At 34.6% G+C, this 20506-nt stretch carries 27 protein-coding genes, 1 tRNA gene and 1 pseudogene; 26 read left to right on the forward strand and 3 right to left on the reverse strand.

From position 1 onward, the window contains the following. The first annotated feature begins 25 nt into the window (after positions 1-25). The 3 genes from FWJ32_RS07255 (at position 26) to FWJ32_RS07265 (ending at position 1747) form a co-directional block, all read left to right on the forward strand. Positions 26-724 carry a 5'-methylthioadenosine/adenosylhomocysteine nucleosidase gene (locus FWJ32_RS07255; protein ID WP_238988817.1) on the forward strand — a complete coding sequence of 233 codons (699 nt, stop codon included), beginning with the start codon at positions 26-28 and terminating at the stop codon, positions 722-724. Between the two features lie 68 nt (positions 725-792). Beyond that, the gene (locus FWJ32_RS07260) at positions 793-1080 is read left to right on the forward strand and encodes a DUF5665 domain-containing protein (RefSeq protein WP_149545293.1); all 288 of its coding nucleotides are present in this window, start codon (positions 793-795) and stop codon (positions 1078-1080) included. A 10-nt stretch (positions 1081-1090) separates the two neighbouring features. After that, positions 1091-1747, forward strand: a complete 657-nt coding sequence (locus FWJ32_RS07265; RefSeq protein ID WP_149545294.1) for a TraR/DksA C4-type zinc finger protein — start codon at positions 1091-1093, stop codon at positions 1745-1747. Between the two features lie 156 nt (positions 1748-1903). On the opposite strand, the gene FWJ32_RS14000 is transcribed toward FWJ32_RS07265, so the two are convergent. The 3 genes from FWJ32_RS14000 to FWJ32_RS07275 are packed head-to-tail and all read right to left on the reverse strand — an operon-like array spanning position 1904 to position 2580. Further along, positions 1904-2149, reverse strand: coding sequence for a transposase (locus FWJ32_RS14000; RefSeq protein WP_149545295.1), 246 nt, complete (start codon positions 2147-2149; stop codon positions 1904-1906). Positions 2150-2152: 3 nt separating this feature from the next. Next, the gene (locus FWJ32_RS14005; RefSeq protein ID WP_476727224.1) at positions 2153-2395 is read right to left on the reverse strand and encodes a transposase; all 243 of its coding nucleotides are present in this window, start codon (positions 2393-2395) and stop codon (positions 2153-2155) included. After that, positions 2374-2580 (reverse strand): hypothetical protein, encoded by a 207-nt coding sequence (locus FWJ32_RS07275; RefSeq protein WP_162523554.1) that lies wholly within the window; start codon positions 2578-2580, stop codon positions 2374-2376. The genes FWJ32_RS14005 and FWJ32_RS07275 overlap by 22 nt, the downstream gene beginning before the upstream one ends. 15 nt (positions 2581-2595) lie before the next feature. Here FWJ32_RS07275 and FWJ32_RS07280 point away from each other — a divergent pair. From FWJ32_RS07280 to rny, 23 genes and pseudogenes are all read left to right on the forward strand, one after another. Then, positions 2596-2898, forward strand: a pseudogene (locus FWJ32_RS07280) (ISLre2-like element ISTxy1 family transposase); the annotation flags it as partial. Between the two features lie 185 nt (positions 2899-3083). After that, positions 3084-3159, forward strand: a tRNA-Trp gene (locus FWJ32_RS07285). 49 nt (positions 3160-3208) lie between these two features. Beyond that, positions 3209-3640 carry a signal peptidase II gene (lspA, locus tag FWJ32_RS07290; RefSeq protein WP_149545298.1) on the forward strand — a complete coding sequence of 144 codons (432 nt, stop codon included), beginning with the start codon at positions 3209-3211 and terminating at the stop codon, positions 3638-3640. Positions 3641-3649: 9 nt separating this feature from the next. Continuing rightward, positions 3650-4564, forward strand: coding sequence for an RluA family pseudouridine synthase (locus tag FWJ32_RS07295; protein WP_149545299.1), 915 nt, complete (start codon positions 3650-3652; stop codon positions 4562-4564). A 76-nt stretch (positions 4565-4640) separates the two neighbouring features. Beyond that, positions 4641-5756 carry an alanine dehydrogenase gene (ald, locus tag FWJ32_RS07300; protein WP_149545300.1) on the forward strand — a complete coding sequence of 372 codons (1116 nt, stop codon included), beginning with the start codon at positions 4641-4643 and terminating at the stop codon, positions 5754-5756. A gap of 82 nt (positions 5757-5838) precedes the next feature. Continuing rightward, on the forward strand, positions 5839-7002 hold the full coding sequence (locus FWJ32_RS07305; RefSeq protein ID WP_238988818.1) for a D-alanyl-D-alanine carboxypeptidase family protein: 1164 nt from the start codon (positions 5839-5841) through the stop codon (positions 7000-7002). Positions 7003-7081: 79 nt separating this feature from the next. Beyond that, complete coding sequence (gene spoIIAA, locus FWJ32_RS07310) at positions 7082-7420, forward strand: anti-sigma F factor antagonist (protein ID WP_149545301.1); 339 nt, start codon at positions 7082-7084, stop codon at positions 7418-7420. Positions 7421-7425: 5 nt separating this feature from the next. Beyond that, positions 7426-7851, forward strand: coding sequence for an anti-sigma F factor (gene spoIIAB, locus FWJ32_RS07315; protein WP_149545302.1), 426 nt, complete (start codon positions 7426-7428; stop codon positions 7849-7851). A gap of 12 nt (positions 7852-7863) precedes the next feature. Beyond that, the gene (locus FWJ32_RS07320) at positions 7864-8583 is read left to right on the forward strand and encodes a SigF/SigG family RNA polymerase sporulation sigma factor (RefSeq protein WP_149545303.1); all 720 of its coding nucleotides are present in this window, start codon (positions 7864-7866) and stop codon (positions 8581-8583) included. A 32-nt stretch (positions 8584-8615) separates the two neighbouring features. After that, on the forward strand, positions 8616-8801 hold the full coding sequence (locus FWJ32_RS07325) for a hypothetical protein (protein ID WP_149545304.1): 186 nt from the start codon (positions 8616-8618) through the stop codon (positions 8799-8801). Continuing rightward, positions 8780-9001 (forward strand): dodecin family protein, encoded by a 222-nt coding sequence (locus tag FWJ32_RS07330; RefSeq protein WP_149545305.1) that lies wholly within the window; start codon positions 8780-8782, stop codon positions 8999-9001. The genes FWJ32_RS07325 and FWJ32_RS07330 overlap by 22 nt, the downstream gene beginning before the upstream one ends. Positions 9002-9036: 35 nt before the next feature. After that, positions 9037-9492, forward strand: coding sequence for a stage V sporulation protein AC (gene spoVAC / locus FWJ32_RS07335; RefSeq protein WP_149545324.1), 456 nt, complete (start codon positions 9037-9039; stop codon positions 9490-9492). Positions 9493-9503: 11 nt separating this feature from the next. After that, positions 9504-10526, forward strand: coding sequence for a stage V sporulation protein AD (gene spoVAD / locus FWJ32_RS07340; RefSeq protein WP_149545306.1), 1023 nt, complete (start codon positions 9504-9506; stop codon positions 10524-10526). A gap of 13 nt (positions 10527-10539) precedes the next feature. Then, the gene (gene spoVAE / locus FWJ32_RS07345; RefSeq protein WP_149545307.1) at positions 10540-10896 is read left to right on the forward strand and encodes a stage V sporulation protein AE; all 357 of its coding nucleotides are present in this window, start codon (positions 10540-10542) and stop codon (positions 10894-10896) included. 31 nt (positions 10897-10927) lie between these two features. Then, complete coding sequence (locus FWJ32_RS07350; protein ID WP_149545325.1) at positions 10928-11629, forward strand: ClpP family protease; 702 nt, start codon at positions 10928-10930, stop codon at positions 11627-11629. A gap of 5 nt (positions 11630-11634) precedes the next feature. Continuing rightward, positions 11635-11856 (forward strand): YlzJ-like family protein, encoded by a 222-nt coding sequence (locus FWJ32_RS07355; protein ID WP_149545308.1) that lies wholly within the window; start codon positions 11635-11637, stop codon positions 11854-11856. 33 nt (positions 11857-11889) lie between these two features. Beyond that, positions 11890-14088: an FtsK/SpoIIIE family DNA translocase gene (locus FWJ32_RS07360; RefSeq protein ID WP_149545309.1), complete on the forward strand. Its 2199-nt coding sequence runs from the start codon at positions 11890-11892 to the stop codon at positions 14086-14088. A 3-nt stretch (positions 14089-14091) separates the two neighbouring features. Further along, on the forward strand, positions 14092-15429 hold the full coding sequence (rimO, locus tag FWJ32_RS07365) for a 30S ribosomal protein S12 methylthiotransferase RimO (RefSeq protein ID WP_149545310.1): 1338 nt from the start codon (positions 14092-14094) through the stop codon (positions 15427-15429). Beyond that, positions 15407-15955 (forward strand): CDP-diacylglycerol--glycerol-3-phosphate 3-phosphatidyltransferase, encoded by a 549-nt coding sequence (gene pgsA, locus FWJ32_RS07370; RefSeq protein WP_338028699.1) that lies wholly within the window; start codon positions 15407-15409, stop codon positions 15953-15955. The genes rimO and pgsA overlap by 23 nt, the downstream gene beginning before the upstream one ends. A gap of 20 nt (positions 15956-15975) precedes the next feature. Beyond that, positions 15976-17211, forward strand: a complete 1236-nt coding sequence (locus FWJ32_RS07375) for a competence/damage-inducible protein A (RefSeq protein WP_149545311.1) — start codon at positions 15976-15978, stop codon at positions 17209-17211. 36 nt (positions 17212-17247) lie between these two features. Continuing rightward, positions 17248-18288 carry a recombinase RecA gene (gene recA / locus FWJ32_RS07380; RefSeq protein ID WP_149545312.1) on the forward strand — a complete coding sequence of 347 codons (1041 nt, stop codon included), beginning with the start codon at positions 17248-17250 and terminating at the stop codon, positions 18286-18288. A 21-nt stretch (positions 18289-18309) separates the two neighbouring features. Then, positions 18310-18753 carry a regulatory protein RecX gene (locus tag FWJ32_RS07385; protein WP_149545313.1) on the forward strand — a complete coding sequence of 148 codons (444 nt, stop codon included), beginning with the start codon at positions 18310-18312 and terminating at the stop codon, positions 18751-18753. Positions 18754-18844: 91 nt separating this feature from the next. After that, positions 18845-20395 carry a ribonuclease Y gene (gene rny, locus FWJ32_RS07390; RefSeq protein WP_149545314.1) on the forward strand — a complete coding sequence of 517 codons (1551 nt, stop codon included), beginning with the start codon at positions 18845-18847 and terminating at the stop codon, positions 20393-20395. Positions 20396-20506: the final 111 nt, after the last annotated feature.

Raw genomic sequence — 20506 nt, forward strand, 5'->3', positions numbered from 1 at the left:
TATAGGCCCTTACTTTTTTTACGAGGTGATTGTTTTGATAGGCGTTATAGGTGCAATGGGTGAAGAAATAGAAATTTTACTAAGAAAGAGTAAAATTAAAAGAAAAACCGTAATAGCTGGAATGATGTTCATTGAATGTGCTATTGAAGATGTAAACTGTATACTGGTAGTATCAGGCATTGGTAAAGTAAATGCAGCTGTATGTACACAGATTTTAATTTCAAATTTCAGTGTAAGCAAAATAATAAATACTGGAGTTGCTGGTGCCATTGATAGCATGCTTGATATAGGCGATATAGTTATTTCAAGCGAACTTATAGAATACGATGTTGATGTTACAGTATTTGGGTATAAACGTGGCGTTATTCCAAGAATGAAGACGTCGATTTTTAAAGCTGAGCCACGCCTTATTGATTATGCCTTGACCGCTTGCAAAAAAAATCAAGATATTAATAGTTATGTGGGAAGGATTATTTCAGGGGACAAATTTGTAGCAAACAAAGATGAAGTAATAAGCTTAAAAAAAGAGTTTAATGGTCTTGCAGTAGAGATGGAGGGTGCAGCTATAGCCCATACGTGTTATTTAAATAAAGTACCATTTGTTATAATTAGAGCAATTTCTGATAGAGCTGATGGGAAAGCAAATATAAGTTATAATCAATTTGTACACTCCTCTGCCAAGACTGCTAGTAACATAATATTGGATATGATAGGAAACTTGTAAAGAAGCTCATAAATTTTATAAGAGTGTGCAAAATATATAATAAGTTTCTTATATAGGAGCCATAACAAATGCAGTATAATAACAATGAGGAAGAACTATTAAGAAAGCTAAATGATGTTTCTATTATGTTAGAGAGGACAAATATTAATGAATATGTACAATTACTTCAAAGACCCGGAAAGATGCTGTTGATCAATTTTTCGAGTGGTCTGGTTAGGGGATTGGGGATGGCTATCGGTTTTACAATTCTTGGAGCTATCGTTTTAATAATATTACAGAGGATTGTAATGTTAAATATCCCGCTGATTGGTAATTTTGTAGCAGATGTTATAAAAGTTGTAGAGATGCAGCTTTAGGAGGACCTATATGGACAATAACAAATTGAACCATTATAAACAAAGGCTTTTAAAACTAAAGTCGGATTATGAGCAACTTGAACACAATATAATTGATAACAGCAATCTGAATATATCTGAACGTGAAGAATATGAGGAACTATCATTCTATGACAATCATCCTGCTGATCTTGGAGAGGAAACATATTTAAGAGAACTTAATTATTCAAGATTAGATAGTGTTAAAAACATCTTAAATTCAATCAATGATGCTTTAAAGCGGATTGATGAAAACAGTTTTGGATTTTGCAAGACATGTGGAAGGGTAATAGAGGAAGAAAGATTAGAGATTATGCCTTATGCAGCATACTGTATAAAGTGTGAAAAAAAGCATGAACAACTATCTGCAGAGAATACGAACTTTAGACCAATAGAAGAAAAAAATTTCCCTAATTCTTTTGGAGACACAAATATGGATTATAAGGACGAAAACGTAGAATTTGATGGAGAAGATAGCTATCAATCACTTGAAAGGTTCAATAAAACGAACGATCCTAGCTATCAAACAGGAGACCAAATTAATATAGGGGATGAAGTTCAGTCAGGCACTGTAGAGGCCACTGATAACATTTCCAATGCTTATTATAAAGAGATTTTAGAAAATGAAAGAGATAATAAAGAAGGATAGTATAAAATTTTATCGGGTCATTTAGCCAGTATTTTATAGAGCATTTTGTCTGGCATGTCGGGGCGCACAAGCTTTTTGCTTTATCTCTTCTGCAATAGCAAATAAGAGTGGGGTGGTTTGTTCAAGGCTAAGACTCTAAAAATTATAGATAAAAATTCATGAATAGTAGGGGCTACGGGTGGAAGCATGCCCCGTTTTTTCTTTCATAAGGCAAGCTTTTTTAAATTCATGCATACAAAATGAAGCATGAAGTAATGTCTGACTTTCCTCAAGCCTTGTAGATTGGTATAGCGCACCATGTTTTTCTTTTGCATCTGCAAAGATACGTTCAATGGTCTGGCAGCGCATTTTATATAGTTCTCTGCCCCATGGGGTGTGTCTTATGTCTTCTGCTATCTCCACATATTATTCCCAGATATGACGGGTTATTACTTTTGTATTATTTTTGCTCTGGGTACATTGCATTAGCACGTGGCATTCATGGCATATATGTGGATTACTTTTATATTCTTGGTATCCTGCTCGGTTGGTAGTGCTATATTTTAGCATTTGGTCGTTGGGGTATATATAGCAATCATAATATTCATCGTAAACATAATCTCGTTTTTTAAAGTAGCCTTTTTTGGTCATTGGTCTTTTGTAGGGCATGATGAGTAGTTTTTCTTTGCTTTTCGTTTGGTATTTATTTCATTTAATAATTTCCTTTTATATTTTATGGCTCGTTGTTCAGCCATTTTCTTGATATATTTATTTTTATTGGCACTGGCTTTTATGTGTGTGGCATCAATAAATATGGTATCTGTCCTGACAAATTCGCACTCCATGGCTTCCATTAATACCTTTATAAACATATATTATCAGAAAGGCTTTCAAGAGGTCCCATATCATGGAGCAAAGAAGGCGCACATAAAATGGCTAAGCTAAGAGCAATAAAAGCAGACGGAGCCTCATTAAGAGATGCAATAATAAAACAGCAGTATGAAGATTTAAAACCTGTTGAATTACCAAAGGAGACTATAAACAGAACCAAACAAAAGATTAAAAAGATATACTCAAAATTCAGCACCATAGACAATCTACCTATTCTGCTAAATAAAAAGACATTCACCAGTATGGCTATACGGTCCATATTGCATGAGTGTGCAATATAGAGGAGCGAGATATCTTTCTACAAAAAGTGAACTTAATATTTTAAATAGCATGAACTTTATATTTTATGATGTTTTACCTTACAGTGTGATGGTGAGGTTTTTAAAAACCTAAAAATACTTGACACGGACCATAAAAATCATGATGTTGACAGGTGATAAATAATCTGCTAAAATTACATTTGTGTAGGGGAGTAGCTCAATTGGTAGAGTAGCGGTCTCCAAAACCGTTGGTTGCGGGTTCGATTCCTGCCTCCCCTGCCAAAAGTGAGGCAAATGCCTCTTTTTTTATTATTATATGGGAGGTAAATTCATGTACTTTGTGATTGCTATAATTATCATACTAATTGATCAATTATCAAAACATTATATGGTCACCTATTTATCTAACGGAAATTCATGTCATATATTGGGTACAATACTGGAATTTACTCTTGTAAAAAATAAAGGGGCGGCATTTGGCATACTTCAGAATCAGACACTTTTTTTTATTATTATTACATTAATGGTTACTATTGCTCTGGTGTATCTCTTGATTAACGTACCCGGTCAGTTTTATGCAAAACTTGCACTTTCGTTTATATTAGGAGGAGCGGTGGGTAATCTAATTGACAGGGTAAGATTAGGTTATGTTATTGATTTTATCCACATTATTTATTGGCCTGTATTCAATGTTGCTGATATGTTCATCGTTACTGGTTCAATATTGCTGGCAGTATTTATTTTTTTAAGTGATAAAAAATAAGGTGATGATATGATTATCCAATCAGATCTCAATGATATAAGGGTAGATCAATTTTTGGCACTTAAGACGAATTTTAGTCGGACATATATACAAAAATTAATCAAAGAAAAACTTGTAAGAATAAATGATAAAGTTATAAAAGCAAGTGAAAAGGTTAAATCAGGCGATAATATAAGTATAGATATACCACCGGTTGAAGAACTAAAATTGGTGGCAGAAGATATACCAATAGATATAATCTATGAAGACGATGATTTAATTGTGGTTAATAAACCTAAGAATATGGTTGTACATCCTGCACCTGGGAACTATAGTGGTACATTGGTTAATGCTTTACTTTATAAGACAAAAAACTTATCCACTGTAAATGGTGTTGTTAGGCCGGGCATAGTACATAGACTTGATAAGGATACCACAGGTCTTATTATAGTTGCAAAGAATGATATTTCACATAAAGGGTTGGCAGAACAGCTTAAAAATCATTTGGTCAATAAAACTTATTTAGCTCTAGTAGACGGTGTAGTTAAAGATGATATGGGTACAATACATACTATGATAGGTCGAAATCCAAAAGAACGAAAGAAAATGGCAGTTGTTGAAAATGGTAAAGAGGCAGTGACCACTTATAATGTCATTGAAAGACTAAATGGGTATACCTTTTTAAAGTTAAATATAAAGACGGGAAGAACTCATCAGATAAGGGTTCATTTGGCTTATATTGGCCATCCTATTGTTGGTGATAAACTTTATGGAAAGAAAAAAAATGAATTTGGTATTAATGGCCAACTTCTTCATGCACATAAAATTGGATTTATTCATCCTGCATATGGGAGATATATGGAATTTAGTGCCCCATTGCCGGAACATTTCACGGATGTATTAAAGAAACTGGGTTCAAAGAAACTCAGCGACTTTGATAAATAGCTTAAAATTCATATAGAATTTTGATTGTTTTTATGTTATTATGATAATGTAAATTTTGTAAGGGGGATGAAATTATATGATAATTGGTATACCAAAAGAGATTAAAGCAGAAGAGAACAGGGTAGCTATAACCCCAGCAGGTGTGAAAGCATTTACAAACGCAGGTCATAGAGTATTTATAGAAAAGTCGGCCGGGGCTGGAAGTGGTTTCACCGATGAAGAGTATGCAAAAGCTGGTGCTGAAATTCTTGATACTCCGAAGGAAGTTTTTGATAAGGCTGAAATGATAATTAAAGTAAAAGAACCACAACCCGCTGAATATGATTATTTTCATGAAGGGCAGGTATTATTCACCTATCTCCATCTTGCACCAGACCCAGAGCAAACAAGAGCTTTACTTGAGAAAAACATAGTTGGAATTGCTTACGAGACGGTACAACTGGATAATGGTGCGTTACCTCTCCTATCACCCATGAGTGAAATTGCAGGCAGAATGTCTGTACAGGTTGGTGCATGGCTACTTGAAAAAGTGAATGGTGGTCGTGGAATTTTACTCAGCGGCGTACCAGGAGTAGAGCAAGGCAATGTAACAATCATAGGTGGCGGAAATGTCGGCACAAATGCGGCTAAAATAGCTGTAGGTATGGGTGCGAAGGTAACTGTGCTTGATATTAATACATCAAGACTTGCATATTTAGATGATATATTTGGAGGAAGAATTACTACACTTGTTTCCAATGAATATAATATTGAAGAGGCAGTCAAAGATGCTGACCTTGTTATAGGAGCAGTATTGATACCAGGAAGTAAAGCACCAAAACTGGTCAAAGAATATATGGTTAAAGAAATGAAACCTGGTTCTGTTATAGTGGATGTTGCCATAGATCAGGGTGGGTCGGTAGAGACGATAGATAGGATTACAACTCATGCCAATCCATACTTTATAAAATATAATGTAGTTCATTACTCTGTGGCTAATATGCCAGGTGCTGTGCCGCGTACATCAACCCTTGCCCTTACCAACGCTACGTTAAAATATGCCCTTGAATTAGCCAATAAAGGTTATGAAACGGCATTGAAAGACAATATGGCATTGATGAGGGGATTAAACGTATATTTTGGGAAAGTAACATATAAAGGAGTGGCAGATTCTCTTGGGTATGAATATGTTGATCCTAAAACTTTATTTTAGCTAAAAATGCTTAAAATTAAAGCACGTATTGTATAAACATCCTCCTTTCTGGTTAATCTAACCTCAGAAGGAGGGTATTTTTATGAAAAAGCATTATGCAATATTGATGCTTATTGCTGTGTTACTTTTTAGCAACTTCAACAGTGTATTTGCTTTTGATGATCAAAATCTATCAGGAAGCATACCTTTTGACGTTAATGCTAAGTCAGCAATTTTAATGGATTCTGACACGGGAACAGTCTTATATGAAAAGAATATACATGAACGCCTTGCTCCTGCTAGTGTTACAAAGATAATGACCTTATATCTTATAATGGAGGCTATTGATTCAGGTAAGATTAAGTTAGATGATATGGTAAGAGTAAGTGAATATGCCAGTAGTATGGGTGGCTCTCAGGTTTATCTGGCACCGGGGGAAGAGATGTCAGTAGAAGATTTGATAAAGGCAATAACAATAGCTTCAGCGAATGATGCTGCAGTTGCACTGGCAGAATATATTGCAGGCAGTGAGCAACTATTTGTAGAAATGATGAATGATGCGGTCAGCAAATGGGGACTTAAGGATACACACTTTGTTAATGTGACAGGCTTACCAACGGATAACCATTATACTTCTGTTTATGATACTGCTATAATCTCTATGAAATTGATTAATGAACATCCATCAATATTAAAGTATACATCAATTTGGATGGATACCTTAAGAGAAGGGAAATTTGGTTTAGCAAACACAAACAAGTTAATAAGGACATATGGAGCTGATGGACTAAAAACCGGTTCGACAGAAGAAGCAAAATATTGCTTATCTGCAACAAAAAAAGTTGGTAATACTCGTTTAATTGCAGTATTATTTGGTGCACCAGATTCTAAAACAAGATTTGGTGAAACAATTAAGCTCTTAGATTATGGTTTTGCCAATTATGAAACATATAACCTTTTTAAAAAGGGTGACCTAGTTGGAAAGATAAATGTGGAAAAGGGAAGTATCAACATTTATGAGATTAGGATACCAAAGGATATTTCAATTCTTATTAAAAAAGGTGAAGGTGGTAATATTGTAAGTAGTGTTGAACTGGTAGATAAAATAGTAGCTCCTGCCAAGGTAGGCTATGAAATTGGCAAAATTATAATCAAAAATAAGGGAGAAGTAATTCAAGAAATTCCATTAACAACAGAAGTTGATATACAGAAGGCTACGTTTTCTAATATTATTAAAAAGATATATAAGTGCTGGCTGACTTTTTGAGAGGTGTATACCTCTTTTTTTTAAAACACAAGAAGGAAAATTTTGTTAAATATAGAATATTATAAGAGGAGGCGATAGCATGGACTTTAAAATTGAAAAAGAGAAGAATTTTTTAATAGTAAGCCTAAATGGAGAAATAGATCATCATAATTCGGAAATTATAAAGGAGAGGATTGATGAAGCTATCATTAAACAACACACTAAGAATTTGATACTTGATTTTAAAAATGTCGATTTTATGGACAGTTCTGGGATAGGATTAATATTAGGTCGATACAAAAAAATTAAGGCTATTGATGGGCATGTTTATGTTGTAGATAATAGTCATATCAAAAGGGTCTTAGAGATGTCTGGTATTTATAAAATAATTAGGACCTTTGATAGCCTGAAAAAAGCCAAAGAATATGCCGGGAGGTAGTTAAAATGAACAATAGGATGCATCTTGAGTTTCCAAGTTATTCTCAGAATGAATCATTTGCAAGAATGGTTATATCTGCATTTGTGACACCAATGGACCCAACCTTAGAGGAACTTTCTGATATCAAAACGGCAGTGTCAGAAGCTGTAACAAATGCCATAATACATGGATATGAGAACGAAATAGGAATTATCTATATGGATGCAGAAATCAATGACAATAAGTTGACTGTCGTTATCAAAGATAAGGGTAAAGGAATAGAAGACGTTAAGATGGCAAGGCAACCCCTTTATACATCAAGGCCTGATTTAGACAGGTCTGGAATGGGGTTTACTATTATGGAAAGTTTCATGGACAATCTGGACGTTATTTCAAAGATAGGAGAAGGTACAACTGTTATAATGACAAAATTGATAAGTACCAAAAAATAATTGGTGATAAAAATGGAGAATAACAATTTAGAACTTATTAAAAGAGCCCAAAGCAACGATAAAACAGCACAAGAACAACTAATTAAAAATAATATTGGTCTCGTAAAGGGTATAGTAAAAAGATTTCTGGGTAGAGGGTATGAGGAGGAAGATTTGTTCCAGATTGGGTGTACAGGACTTTTAAAAGCAATAAAGCGTTTTGATGTGAGTTATGGAGTAAAGTTTTCTACTTATGCAGTTCCTATGATTATAGGTGAAATTAAAAGATTTTTAAGAGATGACAATATAATAAAAGTGGGTCGCTCGACAAAAGAAAAATATTTAAAGGTAAAATATGCAAGCGAAGAGTTAACATACATGTTGGGAAGAGAACCAACGGTTAATGAACTGGCCGAACATTTGAACATGAAGTTAGAGGAACTGGTTCTGGTTTTAAACAGTGAAAATCAACCATTGTCATTGAATGAGTCATTTAATCAAGAGAATGATGAAGATACGCTGCTGGATAAAATCAGTGATAATTACAATGAAACAGATATTATTAATAGTTTAGCTTTAAAAGAAGCTATAAATAAATTGGAAGCACGTGAAAGGCAGATTATTATATTAAGATATTTTAAAGACATGACACAGTCTCAGGTCTCACAAATAATGGGTATATCACAGGTGCAGGTTTCAAGGATTGAAAAAAGTGTCTTAAATAAAATTAAAAATGAATTAAATTACGTTTGATGATACATAATAACATTGGACAGGTGATGCATATGAAAGTAGTTAAATTTAATTTGTACAGATTTATTGCATTGGCTGTAACAATGTTAATTTTTTTAGGTTTGTATCTATATATAAATAATGTAAATTCGAAAATACCTGAAGATGCATTGTTTGTTTATAAAAAAGCTCAAACAATAATCAAGGAGGTTACAATATGGCTATTGTTAAAGTATTAAATTTGGTGGGCGAATCAAAGCAAAGTTGGGATGATGCAATTAAAAATGCTGTAAAAGAGGCGTCAAAAACTGTAGGTAATATTTCAGGAATCGAGGTTACAAACCAAACTGCAAATGTTAAAGATGGCAATATTGTTGAATATAAGGCAAATGTTCAAGTTGCTTTCAAAGTCGACGATAATGATCAAATGAGCATCTAAACAATGCTCATTTGATCGAAAAGGATGATACTACCGTGCTTAGGAATAATGATATAGGCTTAAAAAAAGATTATCAAAAAATAGTAAAGAGATCCGTACCAAGACCAACTATTTTAAGAAACTGCATACTGGCCTTTATATTTGGTGGATTAATTTGTGACATTGGACAAATTTTTTTAAATTACTTTGAGTCCCTTGGTATGGACCCTCTCCAGGCTGGAACGTCTACATCAATAGTAATGGTATTTATTGGTGCGTTCTTAACAGGGATAGGCATATACGATTTGATCGGTAAATATGCAGGGGCAGGTTCTGTTGTGCCGATTACTGGTTTTGCTAATTCAATAGTGGCACCAGCAATGGAATTTAAAAGAGAGGGATATGTATTTGGTGTTGGTGCTAAAATGTTTACTATAGCTGGGCCTGTAATTGTATATGGGGTTGCTTCCTCAATTGTAATAGGGATTATATACTATTTATTAGAGCTTTAGGAGTGTAGACAATGACAAAAAGAATAGGTAAGCAGACAGTAAAATTACAAAATCCGCCTTCGATTTTATCGTTTGCTTCTATTGTAGGACCAAAAGAGGGACAGGGACCATTAGGTGTGTATTTTGATCAGGTGCTTGAGGATGATATGTTTGGCGAAAAATCATGGGAAAAAGCAGAGTGTAAGATGCTACAGGAAACTATAAAATTAGCGATAAAAAAGGCAAATCTTACTGTTGATGATATAAACTATGTACTGGCAGGTGATTTATTAAATCAAATAATATCCTCCAGCTTTATGGCAAGAGAGATTCAGATTCCATATATAGGATTATTTGGCGCTTGTTCTACAATGGCCGAATCTTTAAGCCTTGCGGCAATGCTTGTTGATGGCGGCTTTGCCGATTATGTTGTAGCGGCTACATCGAGCCACTTTTCTTCAGCAGAAAGACAATACAGATTCCCGTTGGAACTTGGAACTCAAAGACCTTTAACATCCACATGGACTGTAACGGGAGCTGGCGCAACAATTTTAGGAGATACCTCGAAAGGGAATGGTCCATATATTACTTATGTAACTAATGGAAGAGTGGTTGACCTTGGTATAAAAGACCAGTTTAATATGGGTGCAGCAATGGCACCTGCTGCAGCTGATACCATAAAAGCACACTTTGACGATACTGGTTTCAAACAAAGTGACTATGATTTGATAATTTCTGGCGATCTTGGCAAGATAGGTGTGGACCTTACATTAAAACTTTTAGAAAAAGTAAATTTGGACATTAGTGATAGATTTACAGATAGTGGTTTGAAAATTTTTGATACAGAAAAACAGGATACTCATGCAGGTGCCAGTGGATGTGGTTGTTCAGCGGCTGTGCTAAATGGGTATTTAATAAAAGAGATTCTAAAGGGTAAATATAATAGGGTATTGTTTATGTCTACCGGTGCTCTATTATCTCCAACAAGTACGTTACAAGGTGAATCCATACCAGGAATCGCTCACGCTGTGACAATTCAGAGAACACTGGATTAACGGAGGAGACATTATGGAGTATTTACTTGCTTTTATTATTGGCGGGATTGCATGTGTAATAGCTCAGATATTGATGGATACAACCAAATTAACATCAGGTAGAATACTGGTTATATATGTAACCGCCGGCGCTATATTAAGCGCGCTGGGCATATATCAAAAAATTGTTGACATAGGTGGTGCCGGTGCTACAATTCCACTAACCGGATTTGGGCACAGTTTAGCGCAGGGTGCTATAAAAGCAGTGAAGAAAGATGGCCTACTTGGCGCTTTTACGGGAGGCCTTACTGCAACATCGGGTGGCATTGGGGCCGCCATCATCTTTGGATATTTAATGTCAGTAATATTTAATCCAAAAACTAAAAAATGACCTTAAGAGGGGTTAATGAAAAATGAATGATATGCAAGATAGCTCAATTAATGAAGTTAACACTGAAGAAAATCCGGTTAGCAATAATATAAATCAATTTGGGGTTTCTAATCTCCCAAATTTTCAAAGCGATATTTACTGTTTGTCTATTATAGGACAAATAGAAGGTCATCTTATTCTACCTCCGCAAAATAAGACTACAAAGTATGAACACATAATACCACAACTTATTGGGATAGATGAAAATCCAAATATTAAGGGATTGCTTGTTGTGTTAAATACTGTAGGAGGAGACGTTGAAGCGGGTCTTGCGATTGCAGAAATAATATCATCACTTTCTAAACCTACAGTATCTATCGTTGTGGGTGGTGGACATAGCATTGGTGTACCGCTCGCAGTTTCTACAGACTATTCCTTTATCGTTCCAAGCGCCTCCATGACAATTCATCCAATCAGGATGAATGGTTTGATTATAGGGGTTCCACAAACTTTTGAGTATTTCAATAAGATGCAGGACAGGGTAGTGGATTTCATCGTGAGGAATTCAGGAATAACACGTGAAAAATTTTTAAATTTAATGCTTAAAACCGGTGAATTAGCTACAGATGTTGGTACAATATTAATAGGCAAAGAAGCTGTAGAATGTAAACTTATAGATGAAGTAGGCGGAATAGATAATGCTCTTAAAAAGCTAAGAGAACTGATAAACTTTGCATCAACTGTATCGAGGTGAAAATTATGTATTATACCATTGTTCCGCTAGATATTTTATATTTGGATATATATAAACAAAGGAAATTTTGTGAGATTTGGAAAAACAATGTCATATTTAAACTTGAAGAAATTAATGATGAAGAATATAGAATTTTTGATATTTTTTCTTTAAACCCAAGTGATTACTTAAATCCATATTTTTCGCCAGGCACTGTTATAAAAAAGAAAGATTTAATAAATTTATGAGGTGGAACTTAATATTTTTTTATTATATAATAAATGTGTTGCAAGACACATTTATTATTTTGGAGGAGAGTGAGATATAATTTGAAGGATAAATATAACAAAACAGCAATCCTCCTTGTACACCTACTGCTATTAATTTTATTTATTTTTATCTTCATAAGCATATTAAGCTTTGATACAGGTCTAATGGGAGAATTTTTCAGAAAAACATTTAAATATCTTTTTGGAATAGGAGATATAGGGTTTTCTGTCCTTTTAATTCTCATAGGTGTTTATAATATATATACATATAAAAGTTTAAATTTACATCAATATAAGTTATATTTGTTGGTGGTTATATATATAGATCTATTATTATTAGCTAATATCTATAATATTCCTTATCAAGTATCATTTAATAGATATATTAAAAATTGTATCTCTCCCCCAAACTTAAACAGAAGTGGAGGCATAGTAGGTAGTTTTTTGAGTTATATATTGTTATCTTTATTTGGGAATACAGGTAGCTATGTAGTGTTAATATTAAGCCTAATGATCAGTATAACTCTAACAGTCGATAGGAAATATATAAAGGAATATTTTAATAATGTTGTTATAAAAAAAGGCAAAGCAACAAAAGAGGTTCCGTCTACCTCTGAGACTCATGATCTCAAAGAAAAAGTTTATTCAGATGAAAAAAGCAGATCACCTGTATCTGATGAGGAAACAAGGATCAAGATTATAGATTTTTTGGATCAAAGCAAAGATCACACTCCAGAAATTAAAGATAATAACTCTAAAATAGTAAATTCAGTATTTGATTATGATACTCCGGATATAAATCTTTTGAGAAGCCCTGGGAAAAAATCAAAAGATTTAAGACAGGATTATATAGAGAATGCGCGGGTACTTGAACAAACTTTACTAAATTTCGGTATAGAAGCAAAGGTAATGCAAATAAATCATGGACCTGCGGTAACAAGGTATGAATTGCAATTGAGTCCTGGTGTTAAAGTTAGCAAAGTACTTAGTCTGCAAGATGATATTGCTCTTGCTATGGCTACGCAAGGTATAAGAATAGAGGCACCTATACCTGGTAAATCAGCAGTTGGTATTGAAGTCCCTAATAAAAATATCAATCCAGTGTATATCAAAGAGGTATTATCAAGTAAAGAGTTTCAAAACAGCACTTCAAATTTATCATTTGCCTTAGGCAAGGATATAACGGGTAATAATGTAATTGGAGATTTATCATCTATGCCGCATCTTTTAATCGCAGGTGCTACAGGTTCAGGGAAAAGCGTTTGTTTGAATACGATTATTATAAGCTTGCTGTACAAATCATCACCCAATCAGGTGAGACTTATATTAATCGATCCCAAGGTTGTTGAGCTGGGCATATACAATGGTATACCCCATCTTTTGATACCTGTTGTTACGGATCCTGTGAAAGCTGCACAGGCTTTAAACTGGGCTGTTCAAGAGATGATTAACAGATATAAGGTATTTGCAGAAAATAACGTACGTGATATAGATGGATATAACAAACTTTATGCAAATGAACCTGATAAATATATGCCTAAGATAGCAATAATTATCGATGAATTATCTGATCTTATGATGGTATCACCTGCAGAGGTAGAGGATTATATATGCAGATTGGCCCAGATGGCCCGTGCTGCAGGTATACATTTGATAATAGCTACACAAAGGCCTTCAGTTAATGTAATAACAGGAATAATTAAAGCAAACATACCATCAAGAATTTCTTTTGCTGTTTCGTCACATATTGACTCTAGAACCATACTTGATATTGCAGGGGCAGAAAAATTGTTAGGTAAAGGTGATATGCTCTATATGCCTATAGGTGTAAATAAACCAATAAGGGTACAGGGTGCTTTTATTACTGAAGAGGAGGTACAATCTGTTGTGAATTATTTAAAAGAAAGATATCCTGCAAATTATGATAAAAACGTAGAAGATGAAATTGAGGAAGATAGACAAAAGGATAAAAGAGAAAAAGATTACGATGAATTGCTCCCAAAAGCTGTAGAAATAATTATCGAAAGCAATCAAGCGTCTGCTTCTCTATTGCAAAGAAGATTAAGAATAGGATATAATAGAGCAGCAAGAATAATAGAACAAATGGAGGAATTGGGGTTTGTTAGCAAATATGATAATGGCAAACCGCGTGAGGTCCTTATAACCAGAGAACAATGGCAGAAATTTTTTAATTCCGAGGGGAGAGGTTAATTATTGGAACAAAAAATATGCGTTATATCACTGGGGTGTTCAAAAAATCTTGTTGAATCAGAACATATAATTTATGCGGCTCAAAAGCTTGGTTATACACTAACAGGTGATATAAACAACGCAGATATAGCTATTATTAACACATGTGGCTTTATTTCTGATGCTACATCGGAATCAATACAATATATTATCAACACTGGAAGGCTCAAGGAGAATGGTAAATTAAAATACCTATTAGTAACTGGTTGTATGGTTGAAAGGTACAGAGATGAATTATTACACGAAATGCCGGAAATAGACGCAATTGTGTCAAGCTCGAATCCTGAAGATATAATTAGAGCTATTGAATCTATTGGCGATTCAAAAAGACTGTGTTGTATAAAAGATAATATAAATATAGAAGAGTATCCAAGGATACTGTCAACACCATCTTATATGGCTTATATTAAGATTTCGGAAGGATGCAATAATAATTGCAGTTTTTGTACCATACCAGCCATCAAGGGCAAATATAGAAGTAGAACCATTGAAAATATAGTGAAAGAGGTGCGGCATCTGTCAAGAAGAGGGGTCAAAGAAATTATTTTGGTGGCACAAGATACCTCCAGATATGGAATAGATATATACCACAGGTATGCTATTACCGACCTTCTTGAGGCTCTTGGTGAAATTGATGGTATTAAGTGGATAAGGCTTATGTATTGTTATCCAGAAGCCATAACAGATAAACTTATAGAAACAATTAAAGACCAGCCCAAAGTATGTCATTATCTCGATATGCCCATTCAACATTGTAGCAACAGGATATTAAAAAGTATGCACCGTGATTCGTCTAAAAACAATTTAATTTCAATAATCAATAGGCTCAGGGAAAATATTCCAGATATTGTATTACGGACTACACTAATGGTTGGATATCCTGGTGAGAGCGACAGGGAGTTTAATGAGTTGTTAGATTTTATCAATGAAATGGAGTTTGACAACGTAGGTACTTTTGCATATTCAAGAGAAGAGGGCACGGAAGCATTTGATTTACCGGATCAGATTAAGCAACAGATTAAAATTCAGAGGAAGCAAAAGGTTATGATAACTCAGAGAGATATTTCCTATAGTAGAAATCAAAATAGAATCAATAATGTTTACGAGGTATTGATTGAAAAAAAGATATCTAATGGTAAATACATGGGAAGGTACTTTGGCCAGGCCCCTGAGGTAGATGGCATATTTTATGTAAACAGTAAAGTCAATTTAACTCCAGGGCAATTTGTAAAAGCAATAACAAGGAGAGCCTATGTTTATGATTTGGAAGGGGAATATTATGAAGAGGATGGGACTAGCTAATAAGTTGACATTAATAAGGATACTGTTGGTGCCGATTATAATTATATTTATGCTGTCAGGCTCGAAAAATGGATATGTCATCTCGGCGGTACTGTTTATAATTGCAGCCATTACTGATGAGCTAGATGGATATATAGCCAGAACAAGAAATGAAATAACAAAATTTGGTAAACTAATTGACCCAATAGCTGACAAACTTTTAATTACAGCTACACTTATAATGCTTGTAGAAATTGGAAGGTTACCAGCGTGGGTTGCTATTATAATCATAGGACGAGAATTTATAGTAACAGGGATCAGGATGATAGCGTTGACTGAGGGGATAATAATTTCAGCCAGCAATCTTGGGAAATTGAAAACTATCGCACAAATGATAGCTATCTGTTCTTTAATGCTGAACAATTATCCTTTCTACTTGATAAACATACCATTCAGTACAATTGCTATGTTTGTTGCACTTATTATCACTATAATATCAGGGATAGATTATATATATAAGTCAAGAAAATTAATATATAATATTTGACATAAAAGGAAGGATGAAAAATGAAAGGAGAAATAATATCAGTAGGTACCGAATTATTATTAGGTCAGATATGCAATACAGATGCCCAATTTATATCACAGGAGTCAGCAGAAATTGGAATAGATATATATTTTCACACTGCGGTAGGAGATAACAGATATAGATTACTTGATGTCCTTAAAATTGCATCGGAACGTTCAGATCTGATTATAACAACAGGGGGACTGGGCCCTACAGAAGATGACCTTACAAAGGAAACGATAGCACAGTTTCTTAATCTTCCTATGGTTGAGTATGAGCAAGCAAAGTCTCGTGTAATTGAACACTTCCATTCAAGAGAAATGCCATCAAGTAATAAAAAACAATGGCTTTTTCCTGAAGGAAGTAAATTAATACCAAATAGAAATGGTACAGCTTCTGGGTGTATAATAGAAAGAGACTCAAAAATATTTATTGTGCTACCTGGTCCACCAAATGAATTACAGCCAATGTTTAAGGAGACGGTCGAACCATATCTTCTCTCGAAAAAAGACAAATCAGGTGTAATCAAATCACGGGTATTAAAAATATTTGGGCTAAGTGAATCAAAGACAGAGGAAATGATAAAAGATCTGATTGAAAGACAGACTAATCCTACAATTGCACCACTAGTTGGGAAAGGTGAGGTTACATTAAGAATAACAGCAAAAGCATCTGATAATAATGAGGCATTAGAGATGATAGAGGAGACCGAAAAGATGATACGTGATCGGATAGGGGAATATATCTATGGGATAGATAATGATACCCTCCCACTGGCTGTAGGAACGATGCTTATAAATAAGAACATTACAATTTCGATTGCTGAATCTTGCACAGGTGGCAATATAACAAACCTTTTAACTGATGTTAGTGGAATTTCAAGGTCACTTATATTAAGCGAGGTAACATATTCTATTGATGCTAAAATAAAAGAGCTTGGGATCTGCCCTGATGTCATAGAACAATTCGGTGCTGTAAGTCATGAAACGGCCATGGCTATGGCTAAGGGCATAAGAAAAAAAGCTATGTCTGATATAGGGCTATCTGTAACTGGAATTGCTGGCCCTGATTCAGTTGAAGACAAACCTGTTGGTCTTTTCTATATTGGAATCAGTTCTCTATATGGTGATAAGACATATGAATTCAATTCAAAGGGAAACCGATTATGGATTAAAAATTTTGCTTCATTGGCTGCATTAAATGAACTGAGAAAATATTTAATTAAATATATGTGAGAGGAGGATTACCTGATATTTATTCAGGTAAATGAAATGATTGAAAAGGAAAAAGCTCTGGAAATGGCTATAGGGCAAATTGAAAAGCAATTTGGAAAGGGTTCAATAATGAAACTTGGGCAGAATCCATCCTTTATGAGCAGTGACGTAATACCAACGGGCTCTATATGTCTCGATGTTGCGTTAGGTGTTGGTGGCGTTCCTCGTGGGCGCGTGGTAGAGATCTATGGTCCCGAATCTTCTGGTAAAACAACCATAGCTCTACACATCATTGCAGAGGCACAAAAAATTGGTGGGATCGCTGCTTTTATTGATGCAGAGCACGCACTTGACCCAACTTATGCAAAAAATTTAGGAATTGATATTGATTCTCTTCTTGTTTCTCAACCAGATACCGGAGAAGAAGCTCTGGAAATTGCTGAGGCTCTTGTAAGAAGTGGTGCTGTGGATGTAATAGTAATTGACTCTGTGGCTGCGCTTGTACCCAAAGCTGAAATTGATGGTGAAATGGGTGATTCCCATGTAGGGTTACAGGCAAGGCTTATGTCTCAGGCATTAAGGAAATTAGCAGGGGCAATTAATAAATCAAAGGCTGTTGTTATATTTATAAATCAGCTAAGAGAAAAAGTGGGTATAATGTTTGGAAACCCTGAAACTACACCTGGTGGACGGGCTTTAAAATTTTATTCTAGCATAAGGATGGATGTACGGAAAATTGATAATATAAAACAGGGTAACGATATAATTGGCAATCGTACCAGGGTTAAAATAGTGAAAAATAAAGTTGCACCACCCTTCAAGCAGGCTGAATTCGACATAATTTATGGTGAAGGAATATCCAAAGAGGGCAGTATACTTGACATGGCGGTTGATCTAAACATTGTAACAAAAAGTGGTTCGTGGTTTTCTTACAAAAACAACAAGATAGGACAAGGTAGAGAAAATGCCAAACAATATTTAAAAGAAAACAAAGAGGTTGCAAAAGAAATAGAAAATCAGATAAAAGAAAATTTTAATATTGCATTTAATGCTATCAAATCAGCCAGTGACAATGAAATTAATGAAGTAGATGAATAATGAGCAATTAGGTGGCATCTTATGAATTACGAAGTGCTAAATTATGCTTTAAATTACTTAAAAACACCCCATACGAGGTATGAACTTGAAACTAAATTAAAGGGCAAAAAATATGAAGGAAATGATATTAGCGAAGTAATAGATTATTTAACAGTTCTGGGTTATATTGATGACGAAAAATATACTGAGCTATATATCGATTATTACTTATCTGTTAAAGGTGACAGTAAAAAAATGGTATTTTCAAAGCTCATAAAAAAAGGGGTAGATAAAAGTATTATTTCTAAGATTCTTGAGGAATATGCTGAATACAGTGAGGTAGATGCTGTTTTAAAAATAATAGGTAAGAAATTTAAATCAGTTGATCTTAGTGATAAGGTAAAACTTATGAAAATTAAAAAATATTTAATAAATAAAGGCTTTTCTATACAGGCCATAGATGAGTCTATTAAGAAGTTAATATGATTTTTATAAGTGTCAATGAAAGAGGTTGATATATTACTTGACACTTTATTTTTTTAGTAATAGAATTAATTTAGATGTAGTTTATTTTGGCATGAAGGAGGTGGCAAGGATAATATTATATATATATTTAATCATTGCAGTAATTGTAGCTTTTTGTGTTGGATATTTTATAAGAAAATATACTGCTGAGTCAAAAATAAAAAGTGCAGAAGATGAGGCCAAAAGGCTGATTATTGAAGCTGAAAAGAAAGCTGAAACAACTAAAAGGGAAATGCTTTTAGAAGCTAAGGATGAGGTTCACCGCCTTAGAGTGGAATTAGATAAAGAGATTAAAGACAGGAGAAATGAACTTCAAAGGCTTGAAAGAAGACTTTTACAGCGCGAAGAACTGCTTGATAAAAAGGAAGAGAGTTTAAATCAAAGAGATGAAAGCTTAAATAAAAAGAAAAATGAAATCCAAAAAATAGAAGAGAGGATTACATCTCTTTATAATGAAAAACTGGCCGAGTTAGAGAGAATTGCAGGTATGACAGCAGAGCAGGCAAAAGAACAGTTGCTAAATGAAATTCAAGAGGACGTTAAAAGAGAAGCGGCCGCTATGATTAAAGAAGTAGAAAATAATGCTAAAGAAGAAGCTGAGAAAAAAGCAAGGGAAATTATTGCCTCTGCTATTCAAAGGTGTGCGGTAGATCAGGCAGCTGAGACTACAGTTTCCGTTGTCTCTTTACCGAATGATGAAATGAAAGGTCGTATTATTGGAAGAGAGGGAAGAAATATCCGTACTCTTGAGACATTGACAGGCGTTGACCTTATTATTGATGATACACCTGAAGCTGTTATATTATCTGGATTTGATCCAATTCGTCGAGAAATTGCAAGAATAGCATTGGAAAAACTCATAAGTGATGGACGTATCCACCCTGCAAGAATTGAAGAAATGGTTGAAAAAGCCCGTAAAGAGATGGAGAATAAAATAAGGGAAGAAGGAGAACAGGCCGCAATAGAGACTGGTGTGCATGGACTGCATCCAGAACTTATCAAGATGTTAGGTCGTTTGAAATACAGGACCAGTTATGGGCAAAATGTATTAAAGCATTCTATAGAGGTTGCTCAGTTAGCAGGCCTAATGGCAGCTGAGCTGGGGGCAGATGTAAATCTGGCTAAACGGGCAGGGCTCTTGCACGATATAGGTAAGGCTATTGACCAGGAAATGGAGGGGTCTCATATAGCTATAAGCACAGAGCTTGCCAGAACTTATCGGGAATCACCTGGTGTCATCCATGCAATTGAGGCTCATCATAATGATGTAGAGCCAAAAACGGTTGAGGCAGTTCTTGTTCAAGCAGCGGATGCTATTTCTGCAGCCAGGCCTGGTGCTCGAAAAGAAACGCTGGAAGCATATATTAAACGGCTTGAAAAATTAGAGGGGATAGCAAATTCATTTGAAGGTGTGGAAAAATCTTATGCTATTCAAGCAGGAAGAGAGATACGTATAATAGTAAAGCCTGAAGAGGTAGATGACCTTACTACCGTACAACTGGCGCGTGATATTGTAAAAAGGATTGAAAAAGAACTAGAGTATCCTGGTCAGATAAAGGTAAATGTTATTAGAGAAACTCGAGCTATAGAATATGCTAAATAAATAAAAAATAAAAGGGGCTGTTGCACAATGGACTAAATAGTTCATTGTGCAACAGCGCTTTTTTTTATTGCGTAAAAGCAAATACGGGTACCGAAGTACCCGTATAAGCTG

Origin of the sequence: Calorimonas adulescens, from assembly GCF_008274215.1 — a bacterium.
GTDB classification, from domain to species: domain Bacteria; phylum Bacillota; class Thermoanaerobacteria; order Thermoanaerobacterales; family UBA4877; genus Calorimonas; species Calorimonas adulescens.